The 24,358-nt window shown below is 63.4% G+C and carries 27 protein-coding genes; 17 read left to right on the plus strand and 10 right to left on the minus strand.

Annotated elements, in window-relative coordinates:
* Window positions 1-170 precede the first annotated feature (170 nt).
* Window positions 171-677, plus strand: coding sequence for a peroxiredoxin (locus PJE01S_RS13010; protein WP_068834063.1), 507 nt, complete (start codon window positions 171-173; stop codon window positions 675-677).
* 170 nt (window positions 678-847) lie between these two features.
* Here the strand turns inward: PJE01S_RS13010 and PJE01S_RS13015 are convergent, their stop codons facing one another.
* Together PJE01S_RS13015 and PJE01S_RS13020 are read right to left on the minus strand one after the other, a co-directional pair.
* Window positions 848-1,336 carry a GNAT family N-acetyltransferase gene (locus PJE01S_RS13015; protein WP_068834064.1) on the minus strand — a complete coding sequence of 163 codons (489 nt, stop codon included), beginning with the start codon at window positions 1,334-1,336 and terminating at the stop codon, window positions 848-850.
* A 115-nt stretch (window positions 1,337-1,451) separates the two neighbouring features.
* The gene (locus tag PJE01S_RS13020; protein WP_068834065.1) at window positions 1,452-2,138 is read right to left on the minus strand and encodes a cytochrome b/b6 domain-containing protein; all 687 of its coding nucleotides are present in this window, start codon (window positions 2,136-2,138) and stop codon (window positions 1,452-1,454) included.
* Window positions 2,139-2,340: 202 nt separating this feature from the next.
* On the opposite strand from PJE01S_RS13020, the gene PJE01S_RS13025 reads away from it, so the two are divergent.
* A complete protein-coding gene (locus tag PJE01S_RS13025) occupies window positions 2,341-2,796 on the plus strand; it encodes a c-type cytochrome (protein WP_068834066.1) in 456 nt (151 codons plus the stop codon).
* Window positions 2,797-2,932: 136 nt separating this feature from the next.
* Here the strand turns inward: PJE01S_RS13025 and PJE01S_RS13030 are convergent, their stop codons facing one another.
* Window positions 2,933-3,448 (minus strand): TlpA disulfide reductase family protein, encoded by a 516-nt coding sequence (locus PJE01S_RS13030; protein WP_068834067.1) that lies wholly within the window; start codon window positions 3,446-3,448, stop codon window positions 2,933-2,935.
* Between the two features lie 16 nt (window positions 3,449-3,464).
* On the opposite strand from PJE01S_RS13030, the gene PJE01S_RS13035 reads away from it, so the two are divergent.
* The 4 genes from PJE01S_RS13035 (at window position 3,465) to PJE01S_RS13050 (ending at window position 7,948) form a co-directional block, all read left to right on the plus strand.
* Entirely contained in the window at window positions 3,465-4,169 is a 705-nt protein-coding gene (locus PJE01S_RS13035; RefSeq protein WP_068834068.1) for a DUF4197 domain-containing protein, read from the plus strand.
* 201 nt (window positions 4,170-4,370) lie between these two features.
* Window positions 4,371-5,615, plus strand: coding sequence for a 3-methyl-2-oxobutanoate dehydrogenase (2-methylpropanoyl-transferring) subunit alpha (locus tag PJE01S_RS13040; RefSeq protein WP_068834069.1), 1,245 nt, complete (start codon window positions 4,371-4,373; stop codon window positions 5,613-5,615).
* 83 nt (window positions 5,616-5,698) lie between these two features.
* Complete coding sequence (locus PJE01S_RS13045; protein ID WP_068834070.1) at window positions 5,699-6,709, plus strand: alpha-ketoacid dehydrogenase subunit beta; 1,011 nt, start codon at window positions 5,699-5,701, stop codon at window positions 6,707-6,709.
* Complete coding sequence (locus PJE01S_RS13050) at window positions 6,710-7,948, plus strand: dihydrolipoamide acetyltransferase family protein (RefSeq protein WP_068834071.1); 1,239 nt, start codon at window positions 6,710-6,712, stop codon at window positions 7,946-7,948.
* Between the two features lie 217 nt (window positions 7,949-8,165).
* Here PJE01S_RS13050 and PJE01S_RS13055 read toward each other — a convergent pair whose 3' ends face one another.
* Window positions 8,166-9,053, minus strand: a complete 888-nt coding sequence (locus tag PJE01S_RS13055) for a LysR substrate-binding domain-containing protein (protein ID WP_068834072.1) — start codon at window positions 9,051-9,053, stop codon at window positions 8,166-8,168.
* A gap of 195 nt (window positions 9,054-9,248) precedes the next feature.
* Here PJE01S_RS13055 and PJE01S_RS13060 point away from each other — a divergent pair, with 195 nt between their 5' ends.
* From PJE01S_RS13060 to PJE01S_RS13080, 5 genes are all read left to right on the plus strand, one after another.
* Window positions 9,249-9,995, plus strand: coding sequence for an ABC transporter permease (locus PJE01S_RS13060; protein WP_068834184.1), 747 nt, complete (start codon window positions 9,249-9,251; stop codon window positions 9,993-9,995).
* Complete coding sequence (locus PJE01S_RS13065; RefSeq protein WP_068834073.1) at window positions 9,992-11,020, plus strand: ABC transporter ATP-binding protein; 1,029 nt, start codon at window positions 9,992-9,994, stop codon at window positions 11,018-11,020. The genes PJE01S_RS13060 and PJE01S_RS13065 overlap by 4 nt, the downstream gene beginning before the upstream one ends.
* An 82-nt stretch (window positions 11,021-11,102) precedes the next feature.
* Window positions 11,103-12,182 (plus strand): extracellular solute-binding protein, encoded by a 1,080-nt coding sequence (locus tag PJE01S_RS13070; RefSeq protein ID WP_068834074.1) that lies wholly within the window; start codon window positions 11,103-11,105, stop codon window positions 12,180-12,182.
* Window positions 12,183-12,232: 50 nt separating this feature from the next.
* Entirely contained in the window at window positions 12,233-13,048 is an 816-nt protein-coding gene (locus PJE01S_RS13075; RefSeq protein ID WP_068834185.1) for an ABC transporter permease, read from the plus strand.
* Window positions 13,005-13,592, plus strand: coding sequence for a TIGR00725 family protein (locus tag PJE01S_RS13080; RefSeq protein ID WP_068834075.1), 588 nt, complete (start codon window positions 13,005-13,007; stop codon window positions 13,590-13,592). Before PJE01S_RS13075 ends, PJE01S_RS13080 begins: the two co-directional genes overlap by 44 nt.
* A gap of 195 nt (window positions 13,593-13,787) precedes the next feature.
* Here PJE01S_RS13080 and PJE01S_RS13085 read toward each other — a convergent pair whose 3' ends face one another.
* The 5 genes from PJE01S_RS13085 to PJE01S_RS13105 all read right to left on the minus strand — a co-directional run bounded on the left by PJE01S_RS13085 (window position 13,788) and on the right by PJE01S_RS13105 (window position 18,218).
* On the minus strand, window positions 13,788-14,525 hold the full coding sequence (locus PJE01S_RS13085; RefSeq protein WP_068834076.1) for an alpha/beta fold hydrolase: 738 nt from the start codon (window positions 14,523-14,525) through the stop codon (window positions 13,788-13,790).
* 49 nt (window positions 14,526-14,574) lie between these two features.
* On the minus strand, window positions 14,575-15,627 hold the full coding sequence (locus PJE01S_RS13090; protein ID WP_068834077.1) for an amidohydrolase family protein: 1,053 nt from the start codon (window positions 15,625-15,627) through the stop codon (window positions 14,575-14,577).
* Between the two features lie 63 nt (window positions 15,628-15,690).
* A complete protein-coding gene (locus PJE01S_RS13095; RefSeq protein ID WP_068834078.1) occupies window positions 15,691-16,926 on the minus strand; it encodes a CaiB/BaiF CoA transferase family protein in 1,236 nt (411 codons plus the stop codon).
* A gap of 160 nt (window positions 16,927-17,086) precedes the next feature.
* Window positions 17,087-17,626, minus strand: a complete 540-nt coding sequence (locus PJE01S_RS13100; protein ID WP_157090323.1) for a c-type cytochrome — start codon at window positions 17,624-17,626, stop codon at window positions 17,087-17,089.
* Window positions 17,627-17,783: 157 nt separating this feature from the next.
* Window positions 17,784-18,218, minus strand: a complete 435-nt coding sequence (locus PJE01S_RS13105; RefSeq protein ID WP_068834080.1) for an ester cyclase — start codon at window positions 18,216-18,218, stop codon at window positions 17,784-17,786.
* 88 nt (window positions 18,219-18,306) lie between these two features.
* Between PJE01S_RS13105 and PJE01S_RS13110 the strand changes: the two genes are divergently transcribed.
* Window positions 18,307-18,984: a TetR/AcrR family transcriptional regulator gene (locus PJE01S_RS13110; protein ID WP_068834081.1), complete on the plus strand. Its 678-nt coding sequence runs from the start codon at window positions 18,307-18,309 to the stop codon at window positions 18,982-18,984.
* 155 nt (window positions 18,985-19,139) lie between these two features.
* Here the strand turns inward: PJE01S_RS13110 and cynS are convergent, their stop codons facing one another.
* Window positions 19,140-19,583, minus strand: a complete 444-nt coding sequence (gene cynS / locus PJE01S_RS13115) for a cyanase (RefSeq protein ID WP_068834082.1) — start codon at window positions 19,581-19,583, stop codon at window positions 19,140-19,142.
* Window positions 19,584-19,919: 336 nt separating this feature from the next.
* Between cynS and PJE01S_RS13120 the strand changes: the two genes are divergently transcribed.
* Genes PJE01S_RS13120 through ptsP form a run of 5 tightly spaced genes read left to right on the plus strand, consistent with a single transcriptional unit; the run spans window position 19,920 to window position 24,272 of the window.
* On the plus strand, window positions 19,920-20,492 hold the full coding sequence (locus PJE01S_RS13120) for a hypothetical protein (RefSeq protein WP_068834083.1): 573 nt from the start codon (window positions 19,920-19,922) through the stop codon (window positions 20,490-20,492).
* Window positions 20,493-20,511: 19 nt separating this feature from the next.
* Complete coding sequence (locus PJE01S_RS13125) at window positions 20,512-21,825, plus strand: MFS transporter (protein ID WP_068834186.1); 1,314 nt, start codon at window positions 20,512-20,514, stop codon at window positions 21,823-21,825.
* On the plus strand, window positions 21,822-22,265 hold the full coding sequence (locus tag PJE01S_RS13130; RefSeq protein WP_068834084.1) for a PTS sugar transporter subunit IIA: 444 nt from the start codon (window positions 21,822-21,824) through the stop codon (window positions 22,263-22,265). Before PJE01S_RS13125 ends, PJE01S_RS13130 begins: the two co-directional genes overlap by 4 nt.
* Entirely contained in the window at window positions 22,234-22,503 is a 270-nt protein-coding gene (locus PJE01S_RS13135) for an HPr family phosphocarrier protein (RefSeq protein ID WP_068834085.1), read from the plus strand. The genes PJE01S_RS13130 and PJE01S_RS13135 overlap by 32 nt, the downstream gene beginning before the upstream one ends.
* A complete protein-coding gene (ptsP, locus tag PJE01S_RS13140) occupies window positions 22,500-24,272 on the plus strand; it encodes a phosphoenolpyruvate--protein phosphotransferase (protein ID WP_068834086.1) in 1,773 nt (590 codons plus the stop codon). The genes PJE01S_RS13135 and ptsP overlap by 4 nt, the downstream gene beginning before the upstream one ends.
* Window positions 24,273-24,358 lie beyond the last annotated feature (86 nt).

Here is a 24,358-nt window from a genome sequence, read left to right on the forward strand (position 1 = left end):
AAGTCATCAAAAAAGGCTCACTCTGTGGGCCTTTTTTGTTTCCGCTGCGGGTCGCGACAAAAGCGGCAGAAGCGAAATAAAGACCGCAGTGCATCAGAGACTTTCTCGCTGGGTGAAAATACACGCGGCAGAAATTCATTGTTCATTTACCCCCCATTCAGGAGCATCCCATGATCAAAGTAGGCGACACCCTTCCCGCAGCCACGCTGATGGAATATTCAGAAGTTGAAGGCGAGGGCTGCAGCATTGGCCCCAATGCCGTCGATGTGCTCAAGGCCAGCACCGGTAAAACCATTGCCCTGTTTGCCGTGCCTGGCGCCTTCACGCCCACCTGTTCGGCCAAGCATGTGCCGGGTTTTGTCGAGAAGGCTGCCGAGTTCAAGGCGGCTGGTGTTGACGAAATCTGGTGCCTGAGCGTGAACGACGCTTTCGTCATGGGCGCCTGGGCACGTGACCAGAAAACTGCGGGCAAAGTCCGCATGCTGGCCGATGGCGATGCCGCGTTTGCCAAGGCCACCGGCCTGACCCTGGACCTGAACGGCAAGGGTCTGGGCCTGCGCAGCAACCGCTACTCCATGCTGGTCAAGGACGGCAAGGTGGTGAGCCTCAATGTGGAAGGTCCCGGCAAGTTCGAAGTCAGCGATGCCGCGACCCTGCTGGCGCAAGCCAAAGCCTGAGGCCTGGCGGCTTCAGCAGAAAAGCCACCGCTCGCAAGAGCGGTGGCTTTTTTCATGTCGGCCATGAAAGCGCAGCGGCGACGGCATCACGGCTGATTTTTGCTATCAAAATAGTAGCTCATTGTGCCCGTCAGTCATGGGCTGGCGGCCATTTCCATTCGGATTTCCGGCTACAGATCGACCTTCAGGTAATGGGCGCCGGGAATCGGGTTGTGATAGTAGGGCGGAATCTCTGCAAAGCCCAGTTCCGTGTACAGGGCGCGTGCCGATTCCATGTCGTCCAGGGTGTCCAGCAGCACGCTGTGGTAGCCCGCCATGCGCGCGGCATCGAGCACCGCCTCGGCCAGCTGCCGGCCCAGACCAAAGCGCCGAAAGGCCTTGCGCACATAGAGCCGTTTCATCTCGGCGGCGTTGGGATAGTCCACCGATTCGAGCGCACGCAGCGCGCAGCAGCCGGCGACTTCTCCATCCACCAGCGCCAGCAACAGCGCGCCTTCCGGGGCATCGTATTCGCCCGGCAAGTTGGCCAGCTCGGCGTCGAAATTCTGGAAGCACAGGTCTATGCCCAACTGCTCCGCATACTCGGTGAATATCTGGCGCGTTCCCGCCAGTTGCTCGGGCGAGTCGGGGGTGATGAACCGGATGGAAGGGCGTTGCACGGAGTCGGGCGGCTGAAAAAGCGATGTCCAGTTTAACGGCAATTCCCTGCGCCGCCCTCGCGCGGCTCCTCGTGCGGCATTATGTGCCGGCCATCTGCTAGGCCCTGGCCCCGGATCAGAACGGCAGCGCCTCGAGGCTTGACACCCAATAGGCCAGCGCGGTGCAAACCGCCAGAATCAGCAAGGCCGTCACGCGCGAAACCGTGTCGTCACGCGATGCCGGGGCGGCCAGCACCAGTTCCTTGTCGCCATGCAGCATGGCGCCCACCAGATTGTGCTTGCGGCGCAGGTAGAAAAGAATCGCTGCAATGTGCAGGACGACCAGGCCGAGCAGCACCCATTTGCCGATATCCTTGTGGTATCCGGTGGCCAGGCTGACGCTGGCATTCGACACAAAGCGCGTCAGCGGGCCGGCGAAGGCGATCTCGTCATCGCTGATCAGGCCGCTTCCCACCTGGGCCACAAGAAACCCCAGCATGGCGAAGACGGAGCCGGCGCCAATCGGGCTGTGGCCCACGCCATGCTCGGGCTTGCCCCGTCCCTTGAGGTAGTCGATGATGCTTTGCGGGGCATACATGAACGCCCCAAAGCGCGACCAGCGTCCGCCCACCAGGCCCCAGACAATGCGAAACAGCAGCAGCGCCAGCACCGCATAGCCCAGGCGGAAATGCCAGACCATGGCATTGCCGCCCAGGGTGCCGCTGATGGCCAGGCCGATGACGCAAATCGCCAGTGCCCAGTGAAAAAGCCGCGTCGGCAAATCCCAGACCCGCACCTTGTTGATGCTGCCCTTGTTGTACATGCTCACTCCTCGTTCATGATGGTTGGGTTTATAGCGCAGGGCGCGCCGGAAAGCCCGGCTCGCCGTGCAGGGCCGTTGGTGCTTACCCGTAGCGTATTAGTTCCTGTGGAACTTCTCGGGGCCCGCTAAACTCCAGCAGTCTGGCAGGCGCTCCCCCAAGCGTTGCCCGTCACCCCGTCTTAAAAACCTCACGAGGAATAACATGAAAGCTTTTGCCTGTATCGCTGCGGCGGCCACCCTGATTGCCCTGGCTGCGCCGGCCTCCGCGCAGTTTGCCAAACCGGAAGACGCCATCAAGTACCGCCAGAGCGCGCTGTCCGTCATGGGCACACATTTTGGCCGCCTGGGTGCCATGGCCAATGGCAAGGTGCCGTTTGACGCCAAAGCGGCGGCAGACAACGCTGAAATCGTTGCCAACATGGCGAAACTCCCGTGGGCTGGTTTCGTTGCCGGTACCGACAAGGGCGGCAACACCAAGGCCAAGCCCGAAATCTGGACCGAGCAGGGCAAGTTCAAGGAAACCAATGAGAAGCTGGTCGTTGAAACGGGCAAGCTGGCTGCTGCGGCCAAGACCGGCAACCTCGACGCCCTGAAGACGGCTTTTGCCGCCACCGCCGACACCTGCAAGTCTTGCCACGACGCGTTTCGGAACAAGTAATCCACCCTGAATTCACCCTGGCAGCGCCGGGCATGCTATTGAATCGATAGCTTCTGGCGCCCAGCCGGCAAGGACAAAAGGCCAATTCCACTGGGAATTGGCCTTTTTTTTGGGGGGACGGGTGCAGAGGGCGTGATCAGGTCTCGGCCAGCAGCTTTTCAATCAGCTGGTGCAGCGCCGCAAAATCCGGCTCGCCCACATACTGCTTGACGATTTCACCGCGCTTGTTCACCAGGTAGGTGGTCGGTGTGAGCTGCACATCGCCCCAGGCCTTGGCCACCTTGCCGGTGTTGTCGATGGCCACCTTGAAGGGCAGCTGGCGCGTTTCGGTGTAATTGACGACGTAGCTGGGCGGGTCGTAGCTCATGGCCACGGCCAGCGTGTCGTAACCCTGGCCCTTGTATTTGTTGTAGGTGGCAATGACCTTGGGCATCTCCGCCACGCAGGTCACGCAGCTGGTGGCCCAGAAGTTGACCAGAGTGACCTTGCCCTTGAGGTCTGCCGTGGTCTGTTTGCTGCCGTCCAGCAGCACAAAGGTCGACTCCGGCGCCGCCTGGTTGCCGCTGCAGCCGGACAGGCTGACGAGTCCCGCCACCATGGCTACGCCAGCCAGTGCCATGCGGCATACTGCCAGGACGGAAATTCGTTTCATTGGAAGGACCCTCATCATGCGACGTCGAAATTTTAACCAGGCCGGTGTCAGCGCGCTGGGCATGCTGATATGGGCCACCTGCCAGCAGGCCCATGCGCTCTCGCTGGGCGACCTGAGCAATGCCGAAGCCAGCAGCGGCCTGAAAACCGCCCTTGAAAAAGGCGCCCTGGCAGCCGTTGCCCTGCTCGGCAAGACAGATGGATTCCTTGGCAACCCAAAAGTTCGCATTCCCTTGCCCGGATATCTCGAAGATGCGTCGAAATTGCTGAGAAACTTCGGCCAGGGCAAGCGCATCGATGAATTGGTGACCTCCATCAACCGCGCCGCCGAAGCCGCCGTGCCCATGGGCAAGGACCTGCTGGTCGGCGCCGTCAGGGCCATGACCGTCAATGACGCCAAAAACATTCTGCAGGGCGGCGAAACCTCGGTGACCAATTTCTTCGCCGAAAAAACCCGCGCCCCGCTGGGCGTGAAGTTTCTGCCGGTGGTCACCAAGGCTACCGAAAAAGTCGGCCTGGCCAACAAATACAACGAGGTCGCCGGCAAGGCCGCCGGCTTTGGCCTGGTCAAGAAGGAAGACGCCAACATCCAGCAGTACGTCACCGGCAAGACGCTGGACGGCCTGTACCTGATCATCGGCGAAGAGGAAAAGAAAATCCGCCAGGACCCGGTCGGCACCGGCAGCGCGATTCTCCAGAAGGTGTTTGGCGCGCTGAAATAGCGCGGCGTTGGCCGGAATTGAGGGTCAAATAGGCTGACGGCCCAGGCAGTGCGGGCGCAGTTTACTATTAAAAACGGAGCGGCCATAGCGCATAGAACGGCACGGCCTGGGCCGCCCCGGTAGAGGCCCTGAACTCAGGCGCTGATGGCGTGGTTTGCACCTTGGGCGGCTCAGGGCTACGATGAGCCCCAGGAGACGGGGATGAACAAGAATCAAGCACTCCATCTGCATGTGCCGGAGCCCTCGGGGCGCCCAGGCCACGCGACCGACTTTTCCTACCTGCATCTGTCGCCCGCCGGCGCGGTGCGGCGCCCGCCGGTCGATGCCTCACCCGCCGACACCAGCGACCTGGCCTACAGCCTGGTGCGGGTGCTGGACGACGAGGGCCTTGCTGTGGGCGCCTGGGCGCCGCAAGTGGAGCCGCAGCGGCTGCGAGTGGGCTTGCGCGCCATGATGAAAACGCGCCTCTACGACGCCCGCATGCTGATCGCCCAGCGGCAAAAGAAGATTTCCTTCTACATGCAATGCCTGGGCGAGGAAGCGATTGCCACTGCGCAGGCGCTGGCCCTGCAGCCCGGCGACATGTGCTTCCCCACCTACCGCCAGCAGGGCCTGCTGCTGGCGCGCGACGACGTGGACATGGTGGAGATGATCTGCCAGCTGATGTCCAACGAACGCGATCCGATGAAGGGGCGGCAGCTGCCGGTGATGTACTCCTACAAGCGCGCCGGCTTCTTCACGATTTCGGGCAACCTGGCCACGCAGTTCATACAGGCCGTGGGCTGGGCCATGGCCTCGGCGATCAAGGGCGACTCAAAAATCGCCTCGGCCTGGATAGGCGATGGCGCCACCGCCGAGTCGGACTTCCACACCGCGCTGACCTTCGCCCATGTGTACCGCGCGCCGGTGATTCTCAACGTGGTCAACAACCAGTGGGCGATCTCGACCTTCCAGGCGATTGCCGGCGGCGAGGCCACCACCTTTGCGGCGCGCGGCGTCGGCTGCGGCATTGCCTCGCTGCGCGTGGACGGCAACGACTTTCTCGCGGTCTACGCCGCCTCGCTGTGGGCGGCAGAGCGCGCACGCGGCAACCTGGGGCCGACCTTGATCGAATGGGTGACCTACCGCGCCGGCGCGCACTCGACCTCGGACGACCCCACGCGCTACCGCCCGGCCGACGACTGGGAACATTTTCCGCTGGGCGACCCGATAGAGCGGCTGAAAACACATCTGATACGCCTGGGCGCCTGGTCCGAAGACGAGCACGAAGCCACGCAGCAGGCGCTGGAGGCCCAGGTGGGCGCCGCGCTCAAGGAAGCCGAGCGCTACGGCTCGCTGGCCGCCGGCCACATGGCCGGTGCGGCGGCCATGTTCGAGGATGTCTACAAGGACATGCCTGCGCATTTGCAGCAGCAACGCCGGCAGCTGCTGGGGCGGGAGGCCTGAATGGACCCCCACGCTCAACTTCGTTCGCTGCCCCCCGAGGGGGCCGCAGCCCGCTTGGGGCGGCCCGGCGCGAGGCTGATGCCATGCAAATGACCATGATCCAGGCGCTGCGTTCGGCCATGGACGTGATGCTGGCGCGCGACGACAACGTGGTGATCTTCGGCCAGGATGTGGGCTATTTCGGCGGCGTGTTCCGCTGCACCGACGGCCTGCAGGCGAAGTATGGCAAGTCGCGCGTGTTCGACGCGCCGATCTCCGAAGGCGGCATCGTCGGTGCGGCCATAGGCATGGCGGCCTATGGTTTGCGCCCGGTGGTGGAGGTCCAGTTCGCCGACTACTTCTATCCGGCCTACGACCAGATCGTTTCCGAAGCGGCGCGGCTGCGTTACCGCTCGGCCGGCGACTTCACCGCGCCCATGACCATTCGCATGCCCTGCGGCGGTGGCATCTTCGGCGGGCAGACGCACAGCCAGAGCCCGGAGGCGCTGTTCACGCATGTCTGCGGGATTCGCACGGTGATGCCGTCCAACCCCTATGACGCCAAGGGCCTGCTGATGGCCTGCATAGAGAATGACGACCCGGTGATTTTTCTCGAACCCAAGCGCCTGTACAACGGCCCGTTCGACGGCCACCACGACAGGCCGGCGGTGCCCTGGACCGGCCGCCCGCTGGGCGAGGTGCCCGAGGGTTATTACACCGTGCCGCTGGAGTCGGCCACGGTGTTTCGCCCCGGCGCCGACCTGACGGTGCTCACCTACGGCACCATGGTCTTTGTGTCGGAGGCGGCGGCGCAGGAGAGCGGCATAGATGCAGAGATCATCGACCTGCGCAGCCTCTGGCCGCTGGACCTGCCCACCCTGGTGGCCTCGGTGAAAAAGACCGGCCGCTGCGTGGTGGTGCACGAGGCCACGCGCACCAGCGGCTTTGGCGCCGAACTGGCGGCGCTGGTGCAGGAGCATTGTTTTTACCATCTCGAAGCACCGATTGAACGCGTGACCGGCTGGGACACGCCCTATCCGCATGCGCAGGAGTGGGCTTACTTCCCGGGACCGGCGCGCGTGGCGGCGGCGTTCAAGCGCGCGATGGAGAAATAGATGGCCATCCACGTCATCAAGATGCCCGACCTCGGCGAAGGCATTGCCGAGGTCGAACTGGTGGCCTGGCATGTCAAGCCCGGCGACCGCGTGTCCGAGGACCAGGTGCTGGCCGACGTGATGACCGACAAGGCTACCGTTGAAATCCCCTCGCCCGTGGTCGGCCAGGTGCTGGCGCTCGGCGGCGAGGTCGGGCAGGTGCTGGCGGTGGGGGCGGAGCTGATCCGCATTGAAGTGGAGAGGGAAGGGGTCGCCAGCGAGCCGCCCGCCACCGTTTCGAAGGCGCCGCAAGAAACAGCCCCGGCCATGTCGACGGCCCCGGCGCCGGCAGCACCACACGCGGCACCCCCCACAACGCCGGCCGGCGACAAGCCCATCGCCTCGCCCGCCGTGCGCCGGCGCGCCTGGGAACTCGGCATCGATCTGCAGAAGGTGGCAGCCAGCGGTGCGGGCGGCCGCATCATGCAGGCCGACCTTGACGCCCATGTCGCCGCGCATGGGGTGGCCATGCCGCCCGTCGCCTCCGGTCTTGCGCAGCGCGACGACGAGGAACGAGTGCCGGTGATCGGCCTGCGCCGCCGCATCGCGCAGAAGATGCAGGAGTCCAAGCGCCGCATCCCGCACTTCACCTATGTCGAGGAAGTCGATGTCACCGAGCTGGAGGCACTGCGCGCGCGGCTCAACGCCAAGTGGGGCGCGCAGCGCGGCCACCTGACCTTGCTGCCCCTGCTGCTGCGCGCCGTGGTGCTGGCCGTGCGCGAGTTTCCGCAGATCAATGCCCGCTTCGACGACGAGGCCGGCGTGGTCACGCGCCATGGCGCGGTGCACCTCGGCATTGCCACCCAGACCGGCGCCGGCCTGATGGTGCCGGTGCTGCGCCATGCCGAGGCGCACGACCTGTGGTCCAGCGCGGCGGAAGTGGCGCGCCTGGCCCAGGCCGCACGCGCTGGCAAGGCCACGCGCGACGAACTCACGGGATCGACCCTCACTGTCACCAGCCTGGGGGCGCTGGGCGGCATTGTCTCGACGCCGGTGATCAACCATCCCGAAGTGGCCATCGTCGGCATCAACCGCATCGTGGAGCGGCCGGTGCTGCGCGGCGGCGCGGTGGTGGCGCGGCAGATGATGAACCTGTCGTCCTCGTTCGACCACCGTGTGGTCGACGGCGCGGATGCGGCCCGCTTCGTGCAGGCCTTGCGCGGGTATCTCGAATCCCCGGCCATGCTGTTCGCGGAGTAGGGCCCATGGGCAAGTCGCTTGATGGCCGGCGCATTGATCGAATCGGCCTCTTGTCCAAGTAAGACGGGAACAATTAGCTATCAAAAAGAGAGTGAATTTGCTGGCTCAATCGGGGTGAAAGCGACAGTTGCTGTGCTTGGGGTCGGCAGTGAATTCAGATGAACAACCTTCCGCAGAGCGCGTGAGTACAGTTTTTAGCGCTCGCGGTCGCAGGCTACTAGCCCCGCGCTTGCGCAAGGATCCAGCTGCGGAAAGCCGCGAGCACGGGCAGTTCCATGCGGTCGGCCCTGAAGCAGAGGTAATGCCCCTGGTCCACCGTGACCAGGTCGCCGCAGGGTACGGCGAGCGATCCGTTGGTCAGTTCTTCCAGTACCAGAATGCGCGGCACCAATCCAATACCCAGGCCGCTGACGACGGCCTGGATGACGGCCGAGTACTGGGCAAAGCGCGGGCCTGACTGCACGGCTGATTCGGCCACGCCATGGTGTGCGGCCCATTGCCGCCAGGCGCTGGGCGCGCCTTCGTGATGAAGCAGGGTGTGCTCTGGCACCTTGTAAGGCTCACCAAGACGCCCCGACGCTATGAGGCCCGGCGCGGCAATCAAGACAAACGCCTTGCCGGCAATGTAGTCCGAGACAACCCCGGGCCACTCGCCGTGGCCGTAGCGTATGGCGGCGTCGACACCGGAAGGCATCTCTTCGTCGGGCCCCAGGTGTTGGGTGAAACTCAAGGTGACGCTGGGCGATTTTTTACGGAAATCCGGCAGGCGCGGGATGAGCCACTTGGTCAGAAAAGTCGGCACGCTTGCCAACGTCAATATGCCCGCTCCCCCATCTCCCGACTGCATCTCGAAGGTGGCCGTTTCAAGGGCGCGCAGGCTACCGGAAATCTTTTGCCAATAAAGCCGTCCTTGCCCCGTCAGCGCTACACCGCGCCCGTTTCTTTGCAGCAGCGGGCGCCCTACAAATTCTTCAAGACTTGAGATTTGTTTGCTGACCGCGCTCACGGTGATGCACAGCGAGCCGGCAGCGTGCGTCAGGCTCTCGTACCGCGCGACGGCATCAAACGCCAGCAGCTCGTGGATGGTGGGGCAGAGTCTTCTCATGGCATGTTTTTGTGACAGGGTGATTAAAAACACTTTCTGTAAATTCAACTATTGATGCTGAATCGTCAACCGAAAAGTGCTTGTTCATCGGTAGTATCACGGTGCAAATCGAAAAAAGAAATCCCTAAAGATAACTATTTGGAAAATGATGTCAGTTCTTCACCGCCGGGGAATTCTGTGATCAGGGGCGTCAGCATGGCCTATGGCTCCTACCTGTTGTTGCCTATCGCACTTTTGCTGCTGGGCAGCTTCGGCAACAGCTGGACCAACACGCTGCTGCCCAACGGGCTGACGCTGCGCTGGTATCAGGATCTGTGGCTGGATGCTTCATTTCGCAAAGCCTTTGCAACCAGCCTCACGGTGGCTTGCAGCGCCTGCCTGATCAACAGCTTTCTCGCCTTGCCCCTGGCCTATTCCCTGTACCACCGTGCGGGCCGCGCGGGTAGCTGGGCGGCCAGGCTGGTGAGCTCCATGCCGGTCGCGGTTCCCACCATCACGCTGGGCTTCGGTTACCTGATTGTCTTCAACACCGACTGGATGCCCTGGCTGGGTTCGCTGCCGCTGCTGATCGCGGCACACACCATCTATACGCTGCCCTATCTGACGAATGCTTTGCTGACGGATCTGCGGCATCTTCAGCTTCAGGGTCTGGAAGACGCTGCTGCAACCCTGGGTGCTTCGCCATGGGCGCAGTTCACCGGCATTGTTTTACCCAACCTGCGGCACAGCCTGCTCAGCGGCCTGGTCATGGTGGCGGCACTGTCGGTAGGTGAGTTCGGCCTGTCCAACCTGCTGACCAGTTTCAAGTTTCGCACTTACCCCGTGGTTCTTCTTCAGGCGTTCTACGGCGCGACCGGCTTTGCGTGCGCGGCGACCGTCATCCTGTTGCTGCTGGCCGGTGTGTCTGCGTTTATCTCATCAAGCTTGGGTCGAAAAAAATGAGTCTTGCCTTTCATCAGCTCAGCTACAACTACCCGGGCACCCGGCAGGGGCTCAAGGACCTGTCGTTCACCGTCAACTCCGGTGAGTTGATTGCCGTGATCGGCCCCAGTGGATCGGGTAAGTCCACCTTGCTCAAGCTGGTTTCCGGTTTGACAAGCGGCCACAGCGGCCACATCACCCTGCACGGCCAGGATCTGGCCAACAAGCCGGTGCATGAACGCAACATTGGCATGGTGTTCCAGAACTACGCGCTGTTCCCGCACCTCAATGTGCTGGACAACGTTGCCTACGGGTTGCGGCTCAGGAAGATGGCCAAGGCGCCGAGCCATGCCAAGGCCGCAGCCCTGCTGGAGGCGGTGGGCCTGTCGGCATTCGCCGACCGTGCGGTGACCCAGCTCTCCGGTGGGCAGCAGCAGCGTGTGGCATTGGCCCGGGCCCTGGCGATTGACCCCCAGGCCTTGCTGCTTGACGAGCCGCTGGCCGCACTGGACGCCAGCATCAGGGGGCATTTGAGAGATCAGATTCGGGAAATCCAGAAACGCTTCAATGCCACCACGCTGCTGGTCACGCATGACCAGGAAGAAGCCCTGGCCATGGCCGACCGCGTGGCGGTCTTGAAAGACGGTTGCCTGCTTCAGCTCTCAACGCCCAAAGACATTTACGAGCAGCCCGCCAGTACGGCGGTCGCCCAGTTCGTGGGGCTGTCCACGATTTTCCCGGGACGGGTGTTGTCCACGGACCTGATCGACCTCGGGTTTGCCAGGCTGGTGGCGCCCACGCACAAACGGGTGCCCGGCCAGTCCATCCACGCGCTGATGCGGCCCGAGCATGTGCAGATTGACCCGCCCGGAAACCCGGCCAACCTGATGACGGGTCGGGTTGGCGCCCAGCGCTATCTCGGGGCTGTTTCCCGGTTTGACTTTCATGTGCCCGGCGCAGACAAGCCCCTCCTGGCGGAATCGCGCGAGTTGCCCCGGCATGCCGTCTCGGTGGCGCCCGAGCACATCCGACTGCTGGACAGCTGACCTCCCCGCTCATCCGGCCAGCTCACCCCATTGACCCCCGCTAACTTCAACTTCAATCCCAACCCGATTAAAGGAACAATTCATGAACCGCAGAAATCTTCTCCAGGCCGCCGGTGTGCTTCCCTTGGCCGGCCTGCTCGCTCACAGCGCCTTCGCCTTTGACGGCCCCGAACTCTATGCGGGTGAAAAGGCGCTCTATGCCGAAGCCGAAAAAGAAGGGCTCGTTGTGTCTTTTGACACCGGCCCCGAGTGGGCCAACTGGAAGTCCCTCTTTCGGGACTTCAAGAAACGGTATCCCGAAGTGGAGCTGACGTATAACGACCTCGGCTCGGCGGCGACGGTGGTGGCGCTGGAGAAGACGCGCAGGCGCCCCCAGGCCGACACGGCCTACTACTTTGCCGCGTCAGCCGTGGACGCTGTCAAAAAAGACGTGGTCGCACCCTTCAAGCCCATCAACTTTGACAAGCTGCCACAGGTTTTCCGTGAAAACGAAGGCCGCTGGTTCACCATTCACACGCTCAATGTGGCCTTTCTAGTGAACAAGAAGCTGGTTAAAAACGTACCGGCAAGCTGGGCCGATCTGCTCAAGCCCGAATACAAAAACACGGTCGTCTACCTGGACCCCCGCTCCACCGGCGTCGGTCAGGTGCTGGTGTTTGCGGCGGCGTATGCCAACGGCGGCAGCGTGGACAACATCAAGCCCGGCACCGATTACCTGGGTCAGCTGCATGGCGCGGGCAATGTGCAGCGTATAGAGGGCACCACCCCCTATGCCAAGTTTCTCAAGGGCGAGATTCCGATCTGGATCGGTTACGAAAACGACGGCCTCAAGGCCAAGCATGCGGACGGCATGGGCGATGCGATGGAGGTCGTCATCCCCAAGGAAGCGAGTGTTGCCGCGCCGTACGCCATCAGCCTGGTGAAAAACGCGCCCAACCCCAACTCGGCCAAGCTGTGGCTGAACTTCATCATGAGTGAAGCCGGCCAATCACTGTTTGCTCAGGGCTTCGTGCGTCCATCGGTGCCGGGTGTGCGCCTGTCTCCTGACGTAGCCGCCAGGATGCCGGCGGCGCCGCAGCTCAAGCCGCTGGATGTGGTCAAGGCCTCCGCGCAGAAGCCTGAGGTGGACCGCCTCTGGGCACAAGCCGTTCTCGCCAAGTAAGACGCCATGGCAGCGTTTTTTTCTACCCCCTGTTGGTTGGGCACTTCATGATCCGGCGTTTTGGTGCCTGGCCTGCCTGGCTGTTCATGGGGCTGTTTTTGGCAGTGCCCCTGCTGGCGCTCGTTTCCGAGGCCGGTGGGGGCGGTGGTGCCGCGTTTGCGCAGATCCTGGGTGATCGGCAGTTTCTCGTTGCCTTGCGCAACACGCTGGCGCTGGGCGGGGTGGCCGGTCTGCTGTCCGCCGCAGTGGGCACCGTCATTGCGATGGAGCTGGCGCGGCAGTCGCCACGCCATCGCCAGTGGATGATGTCGCTGCTCGGATTGCCGCTGGCCTTTTCGGGGCTTGTGATTGCGTACGGCTTTATCCTCGCCTTCGGCCGCGCAGGCTTTGTCACGCAGCTGCTGGGCATGGCGGGCGCTGACTCATCCGCGCTGGGCAGCTGGATTTACAGCGTCGGCGGCCTGGCTTTTGCCTACGCGTATTACCTCATCCCAAGGGTGGCGTTGTCGCTGTACCCGGTATTTGCCAACCTTGACCACACGCCGCTGCAAGCTGCACGCACCCTGGGCGCCACCCGCTGGCGGGCTTTTATGGATACCGTGGTACCCGAAGTCGCGCCTTCGGTGGTGTCTTCCGCCTTCTTTGTGTCAGCCGTCGCGATGGGTACCTACGGCACGGCGCTGGCGCTGGTGGGTACCCAGCTCAACATCCTCCCCCTGATGCTGCTGTCCAGGGTGGGCGACGGCGGTGCTGACTTTGCCGGGGCGGCGGTCATGTCCTTGGTTCTCATGTTTATCTGCATTGTTATCTTAGGAGTGGGTGATGTCTTCACGAGCCGCCGGACCGGCCGCCAAATCAGTCGTTGAACCCGGCGTTCAAGCCGAAGGCCTCGCACGGCTTGAGCAGAAAGTCATCGAGCTGCAGCGCAGCGCCAGGCGCTTCAAGCAGCCCATTGGCCTGATCGGCCCGGGCGACGGCAACGCCGAACTCTGTGCCGCCGCCTACCAAATTGCCAGCCGCCTCGCACGCACCGGGCTGTCGCTCGTCTGCGGTGGGCGCGGCGGGATCATGGAGGCCGCGTCCCGCGGTGCGGCAGAGGCGGGCGGCATCGTCGTCGGCCTGCTCCCCGAAAACGACGACGCGGCGGCCAACGCCTACCTCAGTGTCGCCATTCCCACGGGCATGGGCGAAATGCGCAACGCCCTGATTGCCCGAAGCAGCCTGTGCCTGGTGGCCGTCGGCGGCGGCATGGGAACCCTCTCCGAAATGGCCTTCGGACTCAAGCTGGGCAAGCCCGTTTTTTGCCTGCATCCAGAGCTTGAGCTGCCCGGCGCCACGCCAGTCGCCGGTGTGGATGACGCCGTGCATCGGGTGTTGTCGTGGCTTGTTCAGTCCAGGAGTCGATACTGAGTGGTTGCTATTGTTTTTATAGCATTTAGCGCTTGTGAATAAAGGGCTGGAGGTCTGTTTGATCATCAAACCAGGCTGAAACTGCTCTCCGGAATGCCGTTTTGAATCAGTCCAAGAGGTCAAACAAGCCATTTGCCCAATAAAGACGGGCACAAGATGCTATTAAAAACATAGCAAACCGTCTGCGCAGCGGCGTCATGCCCCGGCGCAATCCAGCAGGATCTGCGTCAGCACATGCGGCTCGCTGATCATGGCGTCGTGGCCGGTCTTGATCTCGATGAACTTCGAGTTGGGCAACCAGGCACCGTTCCAGAATGTGGGGTCTTTCGCGCGCAGGCGGCTGGGGTCTATCGTGGCCAGTGCCGGCTGGGTGCAGCTGACATAGGTGCGCGGCATGGCGGCCACGCGCTGCACATCAAAGTCCAGCGGGGCCTGGTAGGTGTTGCCGGGGTGCGGCGTCTGGCGGCGCATGACCCAGCCGTGGTCTGCGCCATGCAGGCCAAACACCCCGGGATCGGGCGGTGGAAAGCTGAAGCTGGGCGAGGCTTGCGACGCCGCCATGCGCTGCTGCTGCGTGGCGGCTGAATGTGTGCTGCTCCAGCTCTCGCCCGGCTTGGGCACCACCGCGTCCACATACACCAGGTGCTTCAGGCGCTGACCGAATCTGTCGGCCACAGCCGTGCCTATCATTCCCGCGTAGGAGTGCACGGCCAGAGTCACCTCGTGCAGTTCTTCCATCTCGATGAGATTGATCACGTCGTTGATGTGTGTATCGAGATTGATGGACGGCGACAGCAGGTGGGCGCGTTCGCCCAGGCCGGTCAGCGTGACGGCGTAAACCTTGTGGTGATCAAGCTGCAGCGCCTGCGCCACGCGCCGCCAGCACCAGCCGCCATGCCAGGCGCCGTGCACCAGAACGAAATTGTGTTTCATCACATCACCTCATGGGGTTCAGGTCGGGCGCCCGGCTGTCCGGGGCCCTTCAGGCAAATTCTTCCCCAAACAGCAGCGCCCAGGCGTTCCGGTAGGCCACCTGGTGCCGGATTTCCGCGGGCAAGCGCTGCAGGAAATAGCGGTGCTTCTGGTCGTAGGAGGGGATCTGGTTCATGCGATCGCCGCCGAGGTCGAGGGCGGACAGGAAGCGCGTCGGATGCGCCACCAGCAGGTCGCGCCATCCGGCGTCCAGGTTGCCGTCGCTGGCCCAGACGCGCGCGTGCCGCTGGTGGCTCAAGGGGTAGGTGGACATCGGGTCGCCGAAAGCGGTGTCGAAATACAGGTTGGGAAAACGCTTGAGCAAGCCATCGACATAGGCGGGCGTGTAGCGGGAGGCCCGTTCGATGTAGCGGATCTGGGCCAGGTGGCACCAGATCACCTTGGCCTTGGGGTACTGCGCCATCATTTGCTCCAGCGGCGCCAGCAACTCGTCTTCGATTTCGTAATGCAGCTGGAAGGCCATGCCGGTTTTTTCGCTGAGGCTGAAAAGGCGGTGCCCGGTCGGACCATCGATCGGCACCTGGACATCGCGCTCCTCGGTCTCGCCGCGCTTGGCCTGCCGGGGCGAGGGGTAGTGGCGAAACTCATACTCGCCCAGGCACAGCATCTGCCCGCTTCGGATGGCCGCTTCCTGCGCATCCAGAAACTCGGCGGGGGCCTCGGTCAGGGACGGGGGCTGGCCGCCATTGCCCACGGGGATGAAGCGGTCGGGGTAGCTGGCGATCAGCCTTTCCGACAGGTTGTCGAAGCGCACGCCTTTCTTGAACTGGCCGCTGCCTATGTCCGCCGACAGCGCCATCAGCCCGATGTTCAGCCGGTCCATGTTTTGGGCGACGAAATCCATGTCCAGCTTGGTGGAGTTGCAGGAGCTTTCCAGGTCGATATAGGGCAGCTCACCGGCCGCCAGCATTTTCTTCAGGCGCTGGGCGTAGCCGGTCTTCAGGGCCGGGACATCGAAGGCCGCGGCGCCCGCAATGGCTGGCAGAAAGGCGCCCAGGGGCGCGGCTGACAGAGTCTTGATGAGATGGCGTCGGGTGATCATGGTTTTTTTTGCGGTGCTGTCAATGGTGTACAGGCAACGGCCCCGGCCGTCAAATCGACCGGCTCAAATCACCTGGCGGCCCTTGAGTTCGGCCAGCCTGGCCTCGGAGCAATCCAGCAGGCCGCGCAAGACCTCGTCGGTATGCTGGCCCAGGAGTGGCGGCGGCAGGTCCGTGCGCACCGGGGTGGCGCCGAGCTTGATGGGACTGGACACCAGGTGCAGATCGCTTTTGAGCGGGTGCTGCCACTGCGTGACCATGTGGCGCGCCTCGACCTGCGGGTCGGCAAACACCTCGGCCAGGTTGTTGATGGCGCCGCAAGGCACCTTGGCCGCTTCCAGCGCCGCCAGCCAGTCGGCCTTGCTGCGCGTTTTCATCACGGCTTCCAGAATCGGCACCAACTGGCCGCGGTTGAGCACGCGGTCGCGGTTTTTGGCATACAGCGGGTTCTGGCCCAGCTCGGGAATGTTGGCGACCTGGCAGAACTTCACATACTGCGAGTCGTTGCCCACGGCCAGGATGAGGTGGTCCTTGCTGCCATCGGCGGCGGGCGCCACTTCAAACACCTGGTAGGGCACGATGTTCTGGTGTGCATTGCCGGCACGCTCCGGCACCTTGCCGCTCACCAGGTAATTGGCGCCCAGATTGGCCAGCATGGCGACCTGGGTGTCCAGCAGGGCCATGTCCACCTGCTGGCCTTCGCCGGTTTTCTCGGCGTGGCGCAGGGCGGCCAGAATGCCCACGGTGGCGTACATGCCGGTCATCAGGTCGGCCACGGCCACGCCGACTTTTTGCGGGCCGCCGCCCAGGTCGTCGCGTTCGCCGGTGATGCTCATCAAGCCGCCCATGCCCTGGATGGCGTAGTCGTAGCCGGCCCGGTCGGCGTAGGGCCCGTTCTGGCCAAAACCGGTGACCGAGCAGTACACCAGGCGCGGGTTGATGGCCTTGAGCGACGCGTAGTCCAGGCCGTAGCGCGCCATGTCGCCGACCTTGAAGTTTTCGACAAACACGTCGCAATGGGTGACCAGTTCGCGGATCAGCGCCTGGCCGGCCGGCTGGGCAATGTCGCAGGTGACGGAGCGTTTGTTGCGGTTGGCGCCCAGGTAGTAGGCGGCTTCGTGCGTTTCTGCGCCCTGGTCGTCTTTCAGGAAGGGCGGGCCCCAGGTGCGGGTGTCGTCGCCGGTGCCGGGGCGCTCGATCTTGATGACATCGGCGCCCAGGTCGGCCAGGGTCTGGGTGCACCAGGGACCGGCGAGGACGCGGGAGAGGTCAAGAACGCGAATGCCGTCGAGTGAGTTCATGCCCTCATTTTGCCTTCAGACGGCCGGGCTCCTGAATGCCAATAAAAGCAGAACAAATTGGTGGTGGAGAGGATGAGGGGCGAACTTACGACCTCTGCATTGCGAACGCAGCGCTCTCCCAGAAGGCGCTGCGCAGGGCATTGCCGACCGAACAACGCCATCAGCCCGGAAACGTGACAACCGGACCTGCCGGTTTCTGGCCAGGCGGCAGGTAGTCCGGTGCGGCCTTGCCGGCCGGCCCGAGCGACCTGGTGTAGTGATAGATCGCTCGAAGATCGCGATCCGTCATGGCGTGGACGTTGAACCAGGGCATGGGCGGGCGGGGCTGGAATGTTCTGGCCGTCTTGAGCCACGATGCTTCGGTGTGAGAGTGCATAAAAAGGCGCAGATTGGTCGGGTAGGTTGTTCCCCAAGGTCCGCTCCAGCCAAGCGTGTCGCCCGTGAGCCAGAGCTTCTCGGCCACCTTGCCGCCTGCCGCGGCGTATCCGGGGGTATGGCAGTCGTTGCATCCTGCGGTCTTGACGAGATAGCGGCCATGCTCGAGCAGCGCCCGGTCCGCCGGGATTCTCTGGGTCTGCTGCTGCGGCGACTGCGCGGCGGCCCATGGGACGACCGATACAGTGAAGAGCATGGTGGCTGCGGCCAGTGCCGCGCCCGTTTTTCTGGTTGCCGGGCATTGGAGGAGGAAGGTCATTTTCATGATTTCGGTCTTTCGTCAGAATGAAGCCCGGCACGAGTCAGGCGGCAACGGGCGTCGCCGCTGAACGGGCCTGGGTGTGGCGCCGCATGGTTCGCGCGCTGGGGGCTGTGCGGTGCAACGCATCGAAGTCGCACATGACGTGTTTCGTGTGCCCGTCTTACGCGGCACTCGGCGCGGTGAGTTGCTGGGTGATCGACGCGAAATCGAGCCACACATTCTCGCGCTTGATCTTGCCGTCGGGCGCCATGTCGAAGATGTGCAGGAGGCGAAAGCTGAGCCGCTTGCCGGCCCCGGGAATACCGAACGGCGTGCCGGTCGCGGTGCCTTCCCACAGGCTTTCGTCGACCACGAAGTCCGGCCCGTAGTAGCGCCGCACAGGGGTCACCTTCTCGCCAGACAGATCGGCGAACAGCGCGTCGTAGAAGCCGCGTGCCGCCTGCCGGCCATGCAGGGGACCGGTGGCGGAGCCGACCACGTCGTGCTCGACGTCATCGGCCATCGTGCTCAGGACGCCGTCGACATCGTCTTCGGCTTCGAAGCGGAAATGCCTGTCGATCATCTGATCGAATTGCTGCTGCGCAATGGTGTTCATATGAATACTTCCTTGGGTGAGGGTTTCTGGATGAGCGTCTATAATGAGACTATAGTCACTTCATAAGACACTTGTCTCATTATTTGCCATGCCAGACAGAAAGTCAAGCGCGCACGAGACGGACGCCGAGGGCCGTTCCAACCAAAAGCGCCGCACCCGGCAGGCGCTGATCGATGCCGCGCTCGCGCTGCGCGAAGAAGGCCGCGACCCGACCTTCGCCGAGGTGGCGGAGCGGGCCCTGGTGTCTCGCGCGACGGCGTACCGCTATTTCTCTTCGGTGGAGGCGCTGGTCAGCGAGACGGCGGCCGAGCGCGCAATGCCACTGCTGGAACACGTCTACCGGCCGGGTGACGACCCGGCACAGGCCATTGGGGTCGCGGCCCGCGAGTTGAACAAGATACTGCTCGACGACGAGGTCGGCCTCCACGTGATGGAGCGCTCTTTCATGGCCGTGTGGCTCGAGAACGAACGCGACTCCCGCCCCGCCCGGCCGGGCCGGCGCATGAAGTACATCCGGCCCATCGTTGACGCATTGAAGGACGAACTGCCGCCCGCGGCGCGGCAGCGGTTGAGCCAGGCGTTGTCGATGGTGATGGGCTCGGAGGCCGTGCTCGCCGTGCGCGACATCGCCGGCGCAAGCGTTGACGAGGCCATCGCTGCTGGCGCGTGGGCGGCGCAGGCTCTGGTGAAACAGGCGCTGGCGGAGGCCGATGAGGCACGGATGAAGCGGGGCGCGTCACGGCGGGCTGCTTCGCCGGCGCGCTGACTGTCAGCAGTGTCCGCCCCTTCGGATAGCTGCTTTGCGCGAGGGTGAGCTACAGATTCGGATCGATTGGCGACGATGGGCCAACAGGGGGCGCCGGCGAAGTCCAGGCCTATCCGGCAGCGGCCGCGCAAGACGGCAGCTTTTGTCGGTTTTTGTCAGTAGGTCTTATAGGGCAGGAATTTGCCGGACAGCACCACGTTGACACGGTCGCCTTTCGGGTCGGGCTGGCGCTGGATGTCCATGGAGAAATCGATGGCGCTCATGATGCCGTCGCCGAACTCCTCGTGGATCAGCTCCTTGATGGTGGTGCCGTAGACGCTGACGATCTCGTACCAGCGGTAGATCAGCGGGTCGGTCGGCACGGGGGTGGGCAGCGAGCCCTTGTAGGGCACGACCTGCAGCCATTTCTGCTCCTCAGCCGTGAGGCCAAAAATCTTGCCGACGACCTTGGCTTGCTTCTCGTCCAGGGTCATCTGGCCCAGGCAGGCGGCGGTGGTCCACTCCTTGCTGAGGCCGACTTTCCTGGCCACCGATTCCCAGGTGATGCCTTTGGAGACCTTGACGGTGATGATTTTTTCGGTGATGTCGTTGCGGTTCATGGTGTGTGCTCCTGTGTTTGAAATGATTGTGAGTAAAGGGTTTCAGATCCAATGTGGTTTGGCGCGCGTGACGATGGAATCGACGGCATGGTTGCGCAGCTCTTAATCGCCCGGCAGGTGCGTCGGTACCGCATTCACGGGTGGCCGGTCGGGCATGACGACGTCTTCAGACAAGCCAATAGCAAACATCATGCCCAGATTGGTGCGAAGCGAGGCCTGATGGCAGCGCTAACCCGGTGCGAATACCCCGCCGGGCAAGTGCCCCAGCCTCAAGCTGACGCACGAATGCCTGTAAAGTGCAATGCGTGCGTACTATTTCCAAGCTTTGAGTGCCCGATGCCTCGACCGACCTTGCCCCGATTGCGCTTGATGCTTTTTGCCGCCGCTTTGACCGCGCTGCTGGCGCTGGCTGCCTGCAGCCCCGTCTTCAACTGGCGCGAGGTGCGCCCCGACAACACCCGGCTCAGCCTGCTCCTGCCCTGCAAGCCCGACAAGGCGCAAAAAGTCGTGCCGCTGGGCGGTCAGCCCACCGTGCTGTCCATGCTGGGCTGCGATGCGGGGGGCGCGACCTTTGCCGTGGCGGTGGCGGATTTGGGCGATGCCGCGAAGGCGGCGACGGTCCTTGCGCAATGGCAAAGCCTGACGCTGGCCAATATGAAGGCCGCACCCCTTGGCGCCGGTGCGGGCGACGGCGCCACGCAGCGGCTTGCGCTCAAGCTGCCCGGCGCTGCGGCTGAACCGCCCGCCTCGCTGGTGACGGCGCAGGGCCAGCGCGTCGACGGCACGCCCGTGCGTGGGCAGGCCGCCTATTTTGCGCAAGGCTCACAGGTGTTTCAGGTTGTGCTGTACGCCGCGCAGATCAAGCCCGAGGTGGCCGAGACTTTTTTCTCCAGCCTCAAACTGGAATGAAGCCGTGAAACGCGATCCCATGCCTGATTCCGTGGCGCTGGCTGGCGCCGCGGCTGATTCCGGCCGGCTGGATGCCAACACCGGGGTGATCGTATTTTTGGCTTTCGCCGCGGCTTATTTCATTTCGGCCCTGATGCGTGCCATCACGGCCACCTTGTCGCCGGTGCTCACGCAGGATTTCTCTTTGCATGCGCGCGACCTCGGCTTGCTGGCGGGCGGCTATTTTCTGGGTTTCGCCGCGACCCAGTTGCCACTGGGCAGCTGGCTGGACCGCCATGGGCCTAAGCGCGTGATCCTGTGGTTTCTGAGTCTGGCCGTGCTGGGTTGCCTGGCCTTTTCTCTGGCCAGCAGCTTTGCCTGGCTGCTGGCGGCGCGGGTGCTCGTGGGCATGGGGGTGAGCGCCTGTCTCATGGCCCCGCTGACGGGTTACCGCCGCTGGTTTGAAGCGTCTACCGTGCTGCGCGCCAATTCCTGGATGCTGATGACCGGCTCACTGGGCATGCTGGCCTCCACCTTGCCCGTGCAGTGGCTGATGCCGCTCACCGGCTGGCGCCTGTTGTTCTGGATTCTGGCGGCGATGATTTTGCTGGCGATGCTGGCCATTGCGAAGGTGGCGCCCTCCTGGAAAAATGTGGCTTCCGCACCAGGCATGGGCATGCCCCCGCGGCCTCCCGCGCTTGGCGCTTCGGAGATGGCCGCGACTTTGCCGCAAGAGGCGAGTTATGCCCTGGTCTGGCGCAGCCGCTACTTCCGAAAAATGGCGCCGCTGGCTTTTTTCAACTATGGCGGCATGGTGGCCATGCAGACACTGTGGGCCGGGCCGTGGATGGTCAAGGTGACGGGGAACAGCCTGCTGGAGGCGGCCACCGGTCTTTTTTACATCAATGCCGCCATGCTGGCGACCTTCTGGAGTTGGGGCATGGTCAATCCCGGGCTGGCCCAGCGCGGCTGGCATGCCACCCGCCTGATCGGCTGGGGCGTGCCCCTCAGCCTGGCGGTGCTGGCGTTCAATATCCAGGCCGGATCTGCCACGGGCTGGCTGGGCTGGGCCCTGTTTTGCGTGAGTTCGAGCGCCATGGGCTTGGCCCAGCCCGCCGTGGGCATGGCTTTTCCGGCTTCGCTGGCCGGCCGCGCGCTGTCGGCGTACAACCTGGTGATCTTTGCCGGGGTGTTCGTGACGCAGTGGGGCATCGGCCTGCTGATCGATGCTTTCTTGGCCATGGGCCTCACGCCGGTGGCCGGTTTCCAGGCTGCCATGGGGGTGTTTTTATGTTGTTGTATCGCCTCATATGCATACTTCCTGAGTATGAAGGCCGATAATTCACAGCAATGAACGGTATTTTCATCATTGCCCATGCCCCCCTGGCCGCCGCCCTGCGCCAGTGTGCATTGCATGTGTTTCCGGAAAGCGCGACAGGCGTGGCCGCACTGGATGTGCAGCCCAACATGCCGCCCGAAGAAACGCTCGCCCAGGCACGCATCATGCTAGAGCAGTTGGGCACCGCGCAGGTGCTGGTGCTGGTGGACCTGTTTGGCGCCACGCCCTGCAATGTGGCGCAAAAGCTGGTGGATGGGGTGAATGCGAAGCTGGTGACCGGCATCAATTTGCCGATGCTGCTGCGCACCATCTCCTATCGAAACGAGTCGCTCGATGCGCTGGTTGCGCGAGCGCTGGTGGGCGGTGCGCAAGGTGTGATGCAGGTGGCCATCACCGCACCGCAAAACCAAGTACGTAGAACACATGATCAAGACCAGCACGACCATCAACAATAAACTGGGCCTGCATGCCCGCGCATCTGCCAAACTTACCAAACTTGCCGGCAGCTTTTCCAGCGAGGTCTGGATGGTCAAGGGCGAGCGCCGCGTCAACGCCAAAAGTATCATGGGTGTCATGATGCTGGCCGCCGGCCTGGGCAGCACCGTCGAAATCGAAACCGACGGGCCTGATGAGCAAAAAGCCATGGATGCGTTGCGGGCTTTGATCAGCGATAAATTTGGTGAAGGTGAATGACTTTTTCCGTCCACGGTCTGGCCGTTTCACGCGGCATCGCCATCGGCCGCGCCGTGCTGGTGGCGTCAAGCCGTGCCGATGTGGCGCACTACTTTATCGACGCTGCCAAAACCGATGAAGAAATCATGCGCGTCAGGGACGCCCGCAATGCCGTCACGGAAGAAATCCTGCGCTTGCAGAAGGATTTGCCCAAGGATGCGCCGCACGAGCTCGCTGCGCTGCTGGACGTGCACCTGATGCTGCTGCAGGATGAGCAGCTGATCAGCGGCGTGAAGCGCTGGATCACCGAGCGGCACTACAACGCCGAATGGGCGCTGACCACGCAGTACGAAACCATTGCGCGCCAGTTCGACGACATGGAGGACGAGTACCTGCGCGAGCGCAAGGCGGATCTGGAGCAGGTGGTGGAGCGTATTTTGCGCCGCATGAAAGGCGTGGGCTCACCGATTCAGCCCGTAGGCCAGGCGGGTGCAAGCCGCAAACAGTCCCAGCAGGACCTGCTGCTGGACGACACCATGGACGTGCCGCTGGTGCTGGTGGCGCATGACATTTCGCCGGCCGACATGCTGCAGTTCAAGCAGAGCCTGTTTGCCGGCTTTGCCACTGACGTGGGCGGCAAGACCTCGCACACGGCGATCGTGGCGCGCAGCATGGACATTCCGGCGGTGGTCGGCGCGCGCAGTGGCAGCCAGCTGATCAAGCAGGACGACTGGGTCATTATTGACGGCGATGCCGGTGTGCTGATCGTCGACCCGTCGCCCATCATCCTGGCCGAGTACGGCTTCAAGCAGCGCCAGGGCGAGCTGGAGCGCGAGCGCCTGAATCGGCTCAAGCACACGCCCGCCGTGACCATGGACGGCCAGCATATCGAACTGCTGGCCAATATTGAAATGCCCGAGGACACGCTGGGCGCGGTCAAGGCCGGGGCGGTCGGGGTCGGCCTGTTCCGCAGCGAGTTTTTGTTCATGGGCCGCAACGGCAAGCTGCCCGATGAGGAGGAGCAGTACCTTGCCTACCGCAAGGCGATCGAAGGCATGCACGGCCTGCCGGTCACGATTCGCACTGTCGATGTGGGGTCAGACAAGCCGCTCGACAAGCTGGCGGAAAAGGCACAGGACAGCCACCTGAACCCGGCCATGGGGCTGCGCGCCATTCGCTGGAGTCTGGCGGACCCGCCGATGTTCCTGACGCAGCTGCGCGCCATCCTGCGGTCGGCGGCGCACGGCCAGGTGAATCTGCTGGTGCCCATGCTGGCCCACGCCAGCGAAATTCGCCAGACCATGCGGCTGATCGACCATGCCCGCGCCATTCTCGACAGCCGGGGCGTTCCTTACGGCCCGGTGCGGCTGGGCGCCATGATAGAGATACCGGCGGCGGCGCTCACGCTGAAGGTGTTTTTGAAGTACTTCGATTTCCTCTCCATAGGCACCAACGACCTGATCCAGTACACGCTGGCGATTGACCGGGCCGACGAGTCGGTGGCGCATTTGTACGACCCCTGCCATCCGGCGGTGCTGCGGCTGGTGGCCGACACGATTGCCGAATGCGATGCCCAGGGCAAGGGTGTCAGTGTGTGCGGCGAGATGGCGGGCGACCCCAGCATGACGCGTTTGCTGCTGGGCCTGGGGCTGCGCAGCTTTTCCATGCACCCATCGCAGATTCTGGCGATCAAGCAGCAGATTCTGCGTGCCGATACCGGAAAACTCGCTTCTTGGGCCGAGCAGGTGATGGCCAGTGAGGATCCGGCTGCGATGCTTCAGAGTTATTGATTCGGCCTGGAGAGGTTTTAAGCCCCGTTCCGGCTGGGCCCTTCGACAAGCTCGGGACGAGCGGTTCGATTTTCATGGGGGCGGAT

This window comes from Polaromonas jejuensis NBRC 106434, assembly GCF_001598235.1.
GTDB classification, from domain to species: Bacteria; Pseudomonadota; Gammaproteobacteria; order Burkholderiales; family Burkholderiaceae_C; genus Polaromonas; species Polaromonas jejuensis.